Annotated in this window: 11 protein-coding genes and 1 CRISPR repeat array (1 of these 12 cut by a window edge); of the genes, 9 read left to right on the top strand and 2 right to left on the bottom strand. The window is 72.2% G+C overall.

Going from position 1 to position 11,882, the window contains the following annotated elements; all coding sequences use genetic code 11:
- Positions 1 to 461: a CRISPR direct-repeat array (repeat unit 29 nt; unit sequence CTGCTCCCCGCGCGTGCGGGGATGGACCC); it begins 664 nt to the left of the window's first position.
- A gap of 752 nt (positions 462 to 1,213) precedes the next feature.
- Genes STTU_RS17765 through manD form a run of 4 tightly spaced genes read left to right on the top strand, consistent with a single transcriptional unit; the run spans position 1,214 to position 5,486 of the window.
- A complete protein-coding gene (locus tag STTU_RS17765) occupies positions 1,214 to 2,386 on the top strand; it encodes an ABC transporter substrate-binding protein (RefSeq protein ID WP_007825331.1) in 1,173 nt (390 codons plus the stop codon).
- Complete coding sequence (locus STTU_RS17770) at positions 2,386 to 3,330, top strand: carbohydrate ABC transporter permease (protein WP_007825332.1); 945 nt, start codon at positions 2,386 to 2,388, stop codon at positions 3,328 to 3,330. The genes STTU_RS17765 and STTU_RS17770 overlap by 1 nt, the downstream gene beginning before the upstream one ends.
- The gene (locus tag STTU_RS17775) at positions 3,327 to 4,223 is read left to right on the top strand and encodes a carbohydrate ABC transporter permease (protein WP_043255558.1); all 897 of its coding nucleotides are present in this window, start codon (positions 3,327 to 3,329) and stop codon (positions 4,221 to 4,223) included. Before STTU_RS17770 ends, STTU_RS17775 begins: the two co-directional genes overlap by 4 nt.
- A gap of 54 nt (positions 4,224 to 4,277) precedes the next feature.
- Positions 4,278 to 5,486 (top strand): D-mannonate dehydratase ManD, encoded by a 1,209-nt coding sequence (manD, locus tag STTU_RS17780; protein WP_007825336.1) that lies wholly within the window; start codon positions 4,278 to 4,280, stop codon positions 5,484 to 5,486.
- Positions 5,487 to 5,753: 267 nt separating this feature from the next.
- Here manD and STTU_RS17785 read toward each other — a convergent pair whose 3' ends face one another.
- Positions 5,754 to 5,924 (bottom strand): hypothetical protein, encoded by a 171-nt coding sequence (locus STTU_RS17785; protein WP_007825338.1) that lies wholly within the window; start codon positions 5,922 to 5,924, stop codon positions 5,754 to 5,756.
- Positions 5,925 to 6,107: 183 nt separating this feature from the next.
- On the opposite strand from STTU_RS17785, the gene STTU_RS35520 reads away from it, so the two are divergent.
- The 5 genes from STTU_RS35520 to STTU_RS17805 all read left to right on the top strand — a co-directional run bounded on the left by STTU_RS35520 (position 6,108) and on the right by STTU_RS17805 (position 10,701).
- Positions 6,108 to 6,635, top strand: a complete 528-nt coding sequence (locus STTU_RS35520; protein WP_234019260.1) for a hypothetical protein — start codon at positions 6,108 to 6,110, stop codon at positions 6,633 to 6,635.
- Positions 6,632 to 6,913 (top strand): hypothetical protein, encoded by a 282-nt coding sequence (locus tag STTU_RS35525; protein WP_234019261.1) that lies wholly within the window; start codon positions 6,632 to 6,634, stop codon positions 6,911 to 6,913. Before STTU_RS35520 ends, STTU_RS35525 begins: the two co-directional genes overlap by 4 nt.
- A gap of 391 nt (positions 6,914 to 7,304) precedes the next feature.
- Entirely contained in the window at positions 7,305 to 8,606 is a 1,302-nt protein-coding gene (locus STTU_RS17795; protein ID WP_007825345.1) for a glycoside hydrolase family 16 protein, read from the top strand.
- Positions 8,603 to 10,000 carry a chitinase gene (locus tag STTU_RS17800; protein WP_043255561.1) on the top strand — a complete coding sequence of 466 codons (1,398 nt, stop codon included), beginning with the start codon at positions 8,603 to 8,605 and terminating at the stop codon, positions 9,998 to 10,000. The genes STTU_RS17795 and STTU_RS17800 overlap by 4 nt, the downstream gene beginning before the upstream one ends.
- Before the next feature lie 128 nt (positions 10,001 to 10,128).
- Positions 10,129 to 10,701, top strand: a complete 573-nt coding sequence (locus STTU_RS17805) for a chloramphenicol phosphotransferase CPT family protein (RefSeq protein ID WP_043255562.1) — start codon at positions 10,129 to 10,131, stop codon at positions 10,699 to 10,701.
- A gap of 54 nt (positions 10,702 to 10,755) precedes the next feature.
- On the opposite strand, the gene STTU_RS17810 is transcribed toward STTU_RS17805, so the two are convergent.
- Positions 10,756 to 11,877, bottom strand: a complete 1,122-nt coding sequence (locus STTU_RS17810) for a translation initiation factor IF-2 (RefSeq protein ID WP_078518999.1) — start codon at positions 11,875 to 11,877, stop codon at positions 10,756 to 10,758.
- Positions 11,878 to 11,882 lie beyond the last annotated feature (5 nt).

Raw genomic sequence — 11,882 nt, forward strand, 5'->3', positions numbered from 1 at the left:
ACGGCCTGCTCCCCGCGCGTGCGGGGATGGACCCGTCTCTCGGCGCCTGGGCTGGAAGGACGACCCCTGCTCCCCGCGCGTGCGGGGATGGAGACTTCGGGTCGTCCGTCTGGCGGCCGTGGCGGGTCTGCTCCCCGCGCGTGCGGGGATGGACCCGAGGCGTACATCACCGGCGCCCCGGGACACGTCTGCTTCCCGCGCGTGCGGGGATGGACCTCACTCGATCGCGCCAGGTGTTTCGGGACGAGACTGCTCCCCGCGCGTGCGGGGATGGACCCAAGGACGCGGTCGCCTCGACTTCGAGGCCGGTCTGCTCCCCGCGCGTGCGGGGATGGACCCGACGTGGGCTGCGGAGTCGGGTACGAGTGGCTCTGCTCCCCGCGCGTGCGGGGATGGACCCGGCCGGCGACATCGGCTGGGACTGAGCGAACACTGCTCCCCGCGCGTGCAGAGATGGAGCCCCGACGGCAGCGCCGGTCTCGATCCTGGGGGACTGCTTCCCGAGCCTCCGGTCATGTCCCGCTCCAGCGGGATGGGTGAGCATCAACGGCGAGCGCCCCCGGTATCTGACGGCTCCCCTCCCGCCCCATCAATCCCTCCCGCCCCCTAGCCTCCCCCCTCGCCTCCTGCTAGCCTCCCTCTCGCCCGGCCCAACTGGTCCTACCAGTCGGACCGCCGAACCACCCGCCCCCGAGGAAGCCCCCGCATCCGCCCCCACGCCCCCGTCCTACCCCGTCCCCCGCCCCAGAGAGGTGGCACAACGATGTCCACCCCCCGGCCCCCGGTCGGCCGCCCCGCAAGCCACCGGCCCCCGACCGGCAACCCTGCCAACCCTCCAGGCCCCGAGGCCCCGGCCTCCCGCCCGGCAAGCAGCACGCCCGCGCGCCCCGAACCCCCAGCCCCCCACGCCGCACGCAACGCACCCCCCACCCCGCCCCCTTCCACGCACCGCCCCCCGCTCGACGAGCCCGCATCCCGCCGCCCCCCAGCCGAGCGCCACCCCCACCACGAGCCCGCCACAAACCACCCCCAAGCGACACGCCACCCCCACCCCGAGCCCGCCACGAGCCGCCCCCCAGCGGCACGCCACCTCTCCCGTCGCTCCCTCGCCCGCCTCGCCCTCGCCGCCCCCGCCGCCGCTCTCGCCGCCCCCGCGCTCGCCGCTTGCGGCGCCCCCTCCGGGCCGCCCTCCCAGAGCACGCCTCTCCGCATCATGGCCATCAACCACGTCTGGTCCCAGGCCATCAAGAAGAAGCTCCCGGAGTTCGAGGAGCGCATCGGGCGCAAGGTGAGCATGCAGATGCTCACCGCCGACCAGCTCGCGTCCAGTTACAACGTCAAGCTCAACGCCTCCGGCACCGACGTCGACGTCATGATGGTCCGCGCGCTGCAGGAGCAGCTCGTCTTCGGGCACAACCGGTGGCTCGTCGATCTCACCGAACGCGTCGAGGGCGAGCGCGGGTTCGCGTGGCAGGACTTCCAGCGGTCCGCGCGGGACGTGTCGCTCACCGACGGCAAGATCCTCAGCGTTCCCGTCGTCACCGAGCGGCCCGCGCTCTACTACCGCAAGGATCTCGTCGGCGGACGGCCCCCGGCCACCCTCGACGACCTCTACGCCACCGCCCGCGAACTCACCCGCAAGGACAAGAACTTCTTCGGGTACGTCGGGCGCGGGCAGCGCAACGGGGCCGTGTCGCAGTGGTCGAGTTTTCTCTACTCGCACGGCGGCGACTTCCTCAAGGGCGGCCGGTCCGCGATCGGTTCGCCGCAGGCGCTCGCCGCGTACCGCTTCTACGGCAAGCTGCTCCACGACGCGGGCCCGCCCGGCGCGACGAACATGAGCCTGGAGCAGGCCATGCCGATCTTCGCGCAGGGCAAGGCCGCCTTCTACATCGACGCCGACGCGATCTACAGCAGCTTCCTCGATCCGAAGGTCTCGACCGTCCGCGACAAGGTCGGCTTCGCGCCCTTCCCCGCGGGACCCGCGGGCGCGCGCCCGCACAACATCCCCTCCTGGAGCCTCGGCATCAACGCCTTCTCCCGGCTCCAGGACGACGCCTGGGAGTTCATCCTCTGGGCGGCGAGCAAGGAGATGGTCGCCGAGGTGCAGAAGGGCGGCATACCGGGAGCCCGTGACTCCGCCTGGCGGGACGCCCGTACCCTCGCCGCCTTCCCCGACGACCTCGCCGAGGCCATGCGCCTCAACGCCGAACGCGGCATCGGCTACGACCGCCCGCGCGTGCTCCAGGTGAGCCGCGCCCGCGACATCGTCGGCCGGCCCCTCGTGGCCGGGATTCTCGGCCGCCCCGTCGATTCCGTCGTACGGGACGCGGACGCCGAGTTCGCCGACTTCCTCGTCCGCGACAACCGCCACAAGGAGGCGTGATGGCCGCCGACGTCATGGCCCCTGCCCGTCCGACGAAGGCCGAACGGCCGCGCAAGCAGCGGACGTTCGAGCAGACCAACCGGCGGCTGCGCTGGATGATGCTCGCCCCGGCGCTCCTCTTCGTCGCCGCGATGATCATCTTCCCGCTGCTGTACACGCTCGACCTGAGCTTCACCGACGCCTTCGGGGCGGTCAACGCGCCCAGCAAGCACGTCGGTTGGCAGAACTTCGCCGACGCGCTCGGCGACACCCGGCGCTTCTGGCCGGCCGCCGGACGCACCGCCGTCTTCACCATCGGTGCCGTCGTCCTGGAGACCGTCTTCGGGCTCGCGGTCGCGATGCTGCTGCGCAAGCCGTTCCGGGGCCAACGCTGGTTCCGTACCGTCCTGTTGATCCCGCTGCTCACGACCCCCGTCGCGATCGGCATCCTCTGGTTGCTCATCCTCGACCCGACCAACGGCATAGCGAACCACCTGCTCACCCAAGTCGGCATCCCCCGGCAGGAGTTCCTCGGGTCCGTGGGGCAGTCGCTGCCGACGCTCATGCTCATCGACGTGTGGCAGTGGACGCCGATGATGACGCTGCTCCTCCTCGCCGGGCTCAGCACGCTGCCCGAGGAGCCCGAGGAGGCCGCGCTCGTGGACGGCGCGACGGGCTGGCAGCGCTTCCGGCTCGTCATCCTGCCGATGCTGCTGCCCACGCTCGGAACGGCACTCGTCCTGCGCGCCGTGGACGCGCTCAAGACCTTCGACCTGCTCTACGCGGCGAAGGGCCCCGGCGGCGGCTCCGACTTCGAGGCCGAGACCCTCAACGTCTACGCCTACGGACTGACCTTCGACTACCAGGAGTACGGGCTCGCCGCCGCCGTGCTCGTCCTGTTCACGCTCTTCATCATCGGCGTCGTCGTGCTGCTGCGCCGCTCCGGGAAGGAGTCCGCCGCATGAGCGCCCCCACCACGGCCCCCACGACCGCCCCGGCGCCGGCCGCCGCCCCGCCCGTCGACCCCGTCCTCGCCCGGCGACTGCGCCGCGCCCGCACCGGCAAGGTGCTCAAGGCCGTCGCGATCGTCGTCGTCATGCTCGTCTTCCTGCTGCCCATGGTGTGGATGTTCGCCGCGGCCTTCAAGACGAACGTGCAGGTCACCGACCCCTCCGTGGGGCTGTGGTTCAAGCCGACGCTGGAGAACTTCCGCAGCGTCCTCGAAGCCGGGACGCTGCTGCGCTCGATGGGCAACTCGGTCCTCATCGGCGTCGTGTCCACGCTGCTCTCGGCGCTCCTCGCCGTGCCCGCCGCGTGGGCCGTGGGGCGGTTCGACATGCGGCGTACGGGCTCGCTCGTGCTCATCGCGCGGATCGTGCCCGCCGTCTCGCTCCTCGTCCCCTGGTACTACCTCTTCGCGCGGGCCGGACTCGTCGGCAGCTACACCGTGCTCATCCTCAGCCACATGTTCGCCGCCGTGCCGCTCATCCTGTGGATCATGACCGGCTTCTTCGCCGGTCTGCCCGTCGAGCTGGAGGAAGCGGCGCGTACGGACGGGCTCTCGGCCTTCGGCGCGTTCTGGCGCATCAGCCTCCCGCTCGCCGCCCCCGGCACCGCGACGGCCTGCCTGCTCGCCTTCGTCTTCAGCTGGAACAACTTCATGTTCTCGCTGGTCTTCGCCGACGAGAACACGCAGACCGTGCCCGTGACCCTCTACAACTTCATCTCCTACGCCAGCACCGACTGGGGCGGGCTCATGGCTGCGGCGACCCTCATCACCGTCCCCGTGCTGCTCGCCGCGGTACTCGGCCAGAAATACCTCGTCGCGGGGCTGACCTCCGGCGCCACGAAGGGCTGACACGGCCCGTCCCGGTTCCGCGCGGAGCCGGTACCACGAGAAAGAGAAGCACCCATGAAGATCGTCTCCGCCGAGGTCGTCGTCACCTCGCCCGGCCGCAACTTCGTCACCCTGAAGATCACCACCGACGAGGGGCTGACGGGACTCGGCGACGCGACCCTCAACGGCCGTGAGCTGGCCGTGGTCTCGTACCTGCGCGACCACGTCGCCCCGCTCCTGCTCGGCCGCGACCCGCACCGCATCGAGGACACGTGGCAGTACCTCTACCGGGGCGCGTACTGGCGGCGCGGGCCCGTCACGATGGCCGCGATCGCCGCCGTCGACATGGCCCTGTGGGACATCAAGGGCAAGGCGGCCGGACTGCCGCTCTACCAGCTCCTGGGCGGCGCGAGCCGCGAGAAGGTCGCGACGTACGGGCACGCGAGCGGGCGCGACATCCCCGAACTCCTCGATTCCGTACGGGAGAAGCTCGCTCTCGGCTACCCGGCGATCCGGGTGCAGACCGGCGTCCCGGGGCTCAAGGCGGTGTACGGCGTCGGCGGCGCCGAGGCGGGCACGGGCCCGGACGGGCACCCGCGTCCGCTCGTCGAGGACTGGGACACGGCCGCGTACCTGCGCCACCTGCCCGGCGTCGTCGAGGCCGTACGGGCCGAGTTCGGCGCGGAGTTGCCGCTCCTGCACGACGCGCACCACCGGCTCACGCCCCTCCAGGCCGCGCGCCTCGGCAAGGACCTGGAGCCGTACCGGATGTTCTGGCTGGAGGACTGCACCCCGGCCGAGAACCAGGAGGCGCTGAAGCTCGTACGGCAGCACACGACGACGCCGCTCGCGATCGGCGAGGTCTTCAACTCGCTCCACGACTACCAGTACCTCTTGACCAACCAGCTCATCGACTACGTGCGTTCGGCCGTCACGCACTTCGGCGGCGTGACCCCGCTGCGTCGCCTGTTCGACCTCGCGGGCCAGTACCAGATCAAGTCGGCCATCCACGGCCCCGAGGACATCTCCCCCGTCGGCATGGCGGCGGGCATCCATCTCGACCTGGCCATCCACAACTTCGGCATCCAGGAGTACAGCGGCTACACGGAGACGACCCACCGCGTCTTCCGCCACGCGTACACCTTCACGGACGGCCACCTGCACCCGGGCGAGGCCCCCGGACTCGGCGTCGAACTCGACGAGGAACTCGCCGCCGCACACCCGTACGACCCGGCGTACCTGCCGGTGAACCGCCTGCAGGACGGGACGGTCCACGACTGGTGAGCCGAGCGGCGGGGCGGACCCCGCCGGGCGAGACGGACCCCACCGGTCAACACGGCGGTGGGCGGTGCGTGGCAGGGTAGGGGAAGTGGTGCGTACGGGGTGATCGCCCGCACCGGAACCATGTGCGACCTCCATCGGCGACCGCCCCGTACCGCCCCGCCCGGCGGACCGGGCACCCACGCCCGCCATGCGGGCATACAGAAGGGGCGGGCCACGGCGTGCAGGCCGTGATCCGCCCCTTCCCCCTTGAGGGGTGCGGTGATCAGCTCACCATCGATACCAGCGGCCACGCTTGCCACCGGTCCCGGCGGACCGGAACAGGAAGCCGAGCAGCCAGATGACGAGCACGGCGATCGCGATCCACCAGAGGATCTTGACCGCGAAACCGGCGCCGAACAGGATCAGCGCGAGAAGAAGAACGAGCAGCAGGGGAACCATGATTATCAACCTCCGACGCTCCGGGTGCCCTGCCTTCGGTCATGCACACCACATATTCGGTCTGTGATCATTTCGAGACCTTCCGGGGGAGCGGCGGTCGACGCGATGCGAGTGCGTCCGGTGCGGGGCGGCGCTGAGCGTGCCGCTCACGCGGGTCGCGCTGCCCCCGCACGCGCGGGCGGCGTGGGGCAACGGCGCGCACGGGCTGCCGGTGGCCATGGCGGCGCGTACGCGCCGGACGAGGCGCTCTCGTACGGGTCCCCCGGCCACCTCGTCCTCGCCCCCGGGGACGTGCGCTGCACCGCCTTCCTCCCCGGCCGCCACGGCGGGAGCTGCTGCGGGATCGATGGCAGCCGGGGGCCGAACCTGTGGCAGGCCGTACGGTTCGCGCCGGAGGCGGTACGGAGCGTGACGACCCTGGGCGTCGGGGACGCGCCGACGGAGTGGGACCGCCCGCCGTGCACCCGCGAGGAGAACGGCCTGGCCTGGCGGGCGCGGGTGGAGGTCGGGCTCGGGGACGCGCTCGCCCACGTCCTGGCCGCCTCGGGCGGCGCACCCCTCGCGCTGCCCCCTGGCCCCGTCACCGACAGCCTCGGCCCCGTCCTCGCGGCGCTGCCGCCCGCCCCGCCGCCCACCGCACGCTGGGCCTCGCCGGTCCCGGGCTCCCCGTGCCGGACGCGGACGTCGTCCTCGTACCGTCGCACGAGGTGACCGGGGAGCTGTGGCCGACGGCGGCCACCGGCACCCTCGTCCCCCTCGACGAGCCCGCCTGGCGGTACCTCGTCCGCCCGCGACCTCCGCTCCGCGCCCCGGCACGCGGCCGCTTCCTGCCGGAGGCGCCGGAGCGCTCGCCGCGCTCGTACGAGTTCTTCCCACCCGAGCCCTGCCGGTTCACCCCGCGCACCGCCCTCACCCGCCTCCCGGCCGTCCGCGAACCCTGGCTCCGGTCGGTGCACGAGAAGCTGCGGGGGCCCTGGGAGACGTACTGACCGCTTGCGAGACGTACTGACCCCTTGCGCGGTGAGGCCGCGCACCGGGACCCCGAGTAGCCGGGCCGGGCGGCTGCCGGCCGTGCCGGGACCTGGGGCCGGGAATTGGTCCAGACGAATGTATTGACGGACTCCCGGGGCGCTTCTTAAATCAACAGCGTCAACAGGTGAACGGAGCAAGCCCTTTCTGAGCGGGGCGAGTTCATGTTGTGTTCACTGACATGAACGCGACACATTCCCGCCCCGGAACGGGCACACGGTGCCGCTCCACCCGCTCCACCCGCTCCACCCGCACCATCGGCTTCATCCGCTCCACCCGCTCCACCCGCTCCACCCGCACCATCGCGCGACCCCCACCCCGACCGCCCCCACGGAAGCGATGTGATGCCCCATGCGCGTTTCGCGCACCCCCGCCCGGCGCCGCAGATCCCCCTCCCGGCGCCCCCGCTCCCTCGCCCTGCTCGCCGCCGCCGCGTGTCTCGGCTTCGCCGCCCTGACGCCCGCCGCCGCGCAGGCCGCCGCGCCCGTCCCCGCTCCCGTACCCGCCGCGGCGGCGGCGACCTTCACCGACGACTTCGACGGGCCCGCCGGGGCCGGGGTCGACGGCTCGAAGTGGCTCACGGAGACCGGCGACAACGTCAACAACCACGAGCGCCAGTACTACACCTCGGGCACCAACAACGCGGCTCTCGACGGCCAGGGCCACCTGGTCATCACCGCGAAGAAGGAGAACCCGGGGAACTACAACTGCTGGTACGGGCGGTGCGAGTACACCTCCGCGCGGCTCAATACCTCGGGCCGGTTCACCTCGCAGTACGGGCACGTCGAGGCGCGCATGAAGCTGCCGCGCGGGCAGGGGATATGGCCCGCGTTCTGGATGCTCGGCAACGACATCGGCTCGGTCGGATGGCCCAACTCGGGCGAGATCGACATCATGGAGAACGTCGGCTTCGAGCCCAACACCGTGCACGGCACGATCCACGGGCCCGGCTACTCCGGTTCGGGCGGGATCGGCGCGGGCTACTCGCTGCCCGGCGGCGCCGCCTTCGCGGACGCCTTCCACACGTTCGCGATCGACTGGAGCCCGAACGCGATCAAGTGGTCCGTGGACGGCAACGTCTACCAGACCCGTACGCCCGCCGACCTCGGCGGCAAGCAGTGGGCCTTCAACAAGCCGTTCTTCATCATCCTCAACCTCGCGGTCGGCGGCTACTGGCCCGGCGACCCGAACTCCTCCACGCAGTTCCCGCAGCAACTCGTCGTCGACTACGTGCACGTGAGCGACGGCGGCGGCACGACCCCGCCGCCCACCGGCACGAAGACGATCAAGGGCATCGGCGGCAAGTGCCTCGACGCCGCCGCGGCGAGCAACGCCAACGGCACCGCGGTCCAGCTCTACGACTGCAACGGCACGAGCGCGCAGGCGTGGTCGGTCGGCGGCGACGGCACCCTCCGCGTCCTCGGCAAGTGCCTCGACGTACCGAGCGGTTCGACCGCGAACGGCGCGAAGCTCCAGCTCTGGGACTGCAACGGCTCGGGAGCCCAGCAGTGGGTCGTCACCGGGGCGAAGGACATCGTCAACCCGCAGGCGGACAAGTGCGTGGACGCCACCGACAACTCCTCGGCCAACGGGACCCGCGCACAGCTGTGGACCTGCTCGGGCACCGCCAACCAGAAGTGGACCGTCTCATGACCGCGACCTCCCTGCGCGGCGCCCTCACCTCGCGCCGCGCCCGCCTCCTCCCGGTGCTCCTCGCCCCGCTCCTCGCCCTCGGCGTCGTCCAGGCCCCCGAGGCGGCGGCCGACACCGGCACCATCACGGGGCTCGGCGGCAAGTGCCTCGACGTCGCGGCGGCGAGCAGCGCGAACGGGACGGCCGTGCAGATGTACGACTGCAACGGGACGTCCGCGCAGCAGTGGAACGTCGGCGCGGACGGCACGGTCCGCGCGCTCGGCAAGTGTCTCGACGTCGCGAGCGGCAGCACGGCGAACGGGGCGAAGCTCCAGCTGTGGGACTGCAACGGCTCCGGCGCCCAGAAGTGGACCGTCACCGCCGCGAAGGACCTCGTCAACCCGCAGGCGGACAAGTGCGCCGACGTGCAGGACAAGAGCACGGCGAACGGCGCGCGGGTCCAGCTGTGGACGTGTACGGGCACCTCCAACCAGAAGTGGAACGCGCCCTCTGCCGGAGGGGGGACGAATCCGCCCACCGGGGGAGCGCCGGCCGCGGTCGCCCCGTACCTCTACAACGGCTGGGGCAACCCGCCGAGCCCGACGACGGTCATGAACGCGACCGGCGTGAAGTGGTTCACGCTCGCCTTCGTCCTCTCCAACGGCACGTGCAACCCGCAGTGGGACGGCGGTCGTCCGCTCACGGGCGGCGTGGACCAGCAAACGATCACGACGGTCCGCGCGAACGGCGGTGACGTCGTGCCGTCCTTCGGCGGATGGAGCGGCAACAAGCTGGAACAGTCCTGCACGAGTGCGAGCGCGCTCGCCGGGGCGTACCAGAAGGTCATCAGCGCGTACGGCCTGAAGGCGATCGACATCGACATCGAGGCGGAGGCGTACGACAGCGCGACCGTCCAGCAGCGCACGGTCGACGCGCTCAAGACCGTCAAGGCCAACAACCCGGGCCTGAAGGTCTTCGTCACGATGGGGACGGGCCAGAACGGCCCCGACACGAGCCTCATCACGAAGGCCGCGCAGTCCGGTCTCACGGTCGACGCCTGGACGATCATGCCGTTCAACTTCGGCGGCAACGGCCAGAACATGGGCACGCTGACCACGCGCGCGGCGGAGGGCCTGAAGAACTCGCTGAAGAGCGCCTACGGTTACAGCGACGACCAGGCGTACCGCCTCATGGGCATCTCCTCCATGAACGGTACGACGGACGTCGGCGAGACGATCACGGTCGCGGATTTCCGCACCATGACGGCGTACGCGCAGCAGCACCACCTCGCCCGCCTCACCTTCTGGTCGGTCAACCGCGACCGCCCCTGCACGGGCGGCGGAGCCGACACGTGCTCGGGAGTCCCGCAGAGTGACTGGGAGTTCACGAAGGCACTGGCGGCGTACACGGGCTGAGGCCCGGGGCGTTCCACGGAGTACGTGAGGGACGGGTACGGGGCGGGGCACCGCGAGAGGGGGACGCGGGCCCCGCCCCGTACCGTCCGGCGTCCCGCCCCGGTACCCGGCCGCTACCGTGCACTCCTGTGGACGCACAGGTGATTCTCCTCAACGGCACCAGCAGCGCCGGAAAATCGAGCCTCGCGCAGGAGATCTGCGCGGGACTCGGGCGCCCCTCGTACTTGCTCGCGGTCGATGAATTCCGCCGGATGCGCAGGGGCCCGGACATCACGGCGGCGAGCCTGCCGGGTGAGATCGCCCGCACCGCCGCCGGATTCCACCGTGTGATCGCGGGGCCGGCGGCGGCCGGGCACACGCTCGTCGTCGACCATGTCCTGAGCAACCGCACCCGGTTGCGCGAACTGCTCGTCCTCCTCCCCGCGGAGGCCGTGGTGTTCGTCGGCGTGCGGTGTCCGCTGGACGTGGTCGTCCGGCGCGAACGCGAGCGGGGGGACCGGGTGGTGGGCACGGCGGCGGCCCAGTACCCGAAGGTGCACGCCCACGGCGTGTACGACGTGGAGGTGGACACGAGCCGCTTGACCCCGGCGGAGTGCGCCGAGCACGTCCTCGCCACCGTCGAACAGCCCGCGCGTCCCACGGCATTCAAGCGACTCCGTGCGGCCATGGCCACCGAACTCGGACTCGTGAGGCTGCCCTGACCGCGCGAACGGGGCCCGGCGGCGCCGCGCCGTCTCCCCCTCACCGCACTCGGGTCACGCCGTCGCGTCCAGGCGGGGGGAGTCGTGGCAGTCGCGGCAGAGGCCCGGGGTGGGGGCGCGGAAGACGCGGTCGCAGGTGTCGCAGGTCTGGAAGGGGTGGGGGCGCGGGGGGTGAGGCGCCGGGGTGCGATGGAGTGGGGCGGGGAGGGGGGTGTCCTGGAGGCGGAAGGCCAGGAGGGCGGCCGGGCGGGTGAGGAAGCGGGCAGGCAGGCCGGTGGTGAGGGTGTCCGCGAGCCGTGAGCGGTCCATGCCCGTCGCCAGCCAGCGGCTGATGGCCGGGGCCAGCGCCACGGCCTCGCGCTCCGACACGACCAGCCTCGGGTCCAGTCGGCGGAGCGAGGTGAGGACGGCGAGGGCCTCGGGGGCGATGTCCGCGAGCGGGGCGGGGGCGCGGAGGCGGGTGGACGGTGGGGGCGGGGGCGGCGGGCTGGGGGTCTGCTGGGTCGGGGGTGGCGGGTTCGGGGTTGGGTGGGTCGAGGTTGGCGGGTTCGGGGTCTGCTCGGCCGGGGTTGGCGGGTCAGGGGTCTCGTGGGTCGGGGGCTGCGGGAGCGGCGGGGGTGGGGCCGACTGGGTCCGGGCTCGCTGGGGTGGGGTTGGCAGGCCACGGGAGGGTGCGGGTTCCCGTGGGGCCGGGTGGATTCGCGGCTCGCGCGGGGGGCGTCCTGGGGCCGGGGGTTTCGGGGGGCCGGGTGTGGGGTGGGGGGTTGGCGGGCGTTCCGTGCGGGGGCGGCGGGGCCGCTTCCGTACGGTGCCGTGCGGGACGTCGTGCACGTACGTGCAGGTGCGGAAGCGGCCCGACGGGAGGCGCACGCGGCGGCGCTCCACGTACCCCTCCGCCTCCAACTCCCGCAGCGCGCGCGAGATCAGGATCTCGCCCTCCGTGAAGTGCGCGCACAGCGCGGCGATCGAGACGCGGGCGCCGTCCGGCAGCGAGAGGATGTAGGCGGCCACGCCCACCGTGACCGCGCTGCCCCGCCGTTGGGCGAGGGCGTTCGCCAGGACCGTGAAGTCGGACGTCAGCCGGGTGCGGACGTGGACCACTCCGGCGGGCGGCGAAGTGTCGGGAGAAGGGCCGGAATCGGCGCATGCGCGCGCGTTAGACTGCCTGTCATCCATCGGGA

It is taken from the genome of Streptomyces sp. Tu6071 (genome assembly GCF_000213055.1).
In the GTDB taxonomy this organism is placed as follows: Bacteria; Actinomycetota; Actinomycetes; order Streptomycetales; family Streptomycetaceae; genus Streptomyces; species Streptomyces evansiae.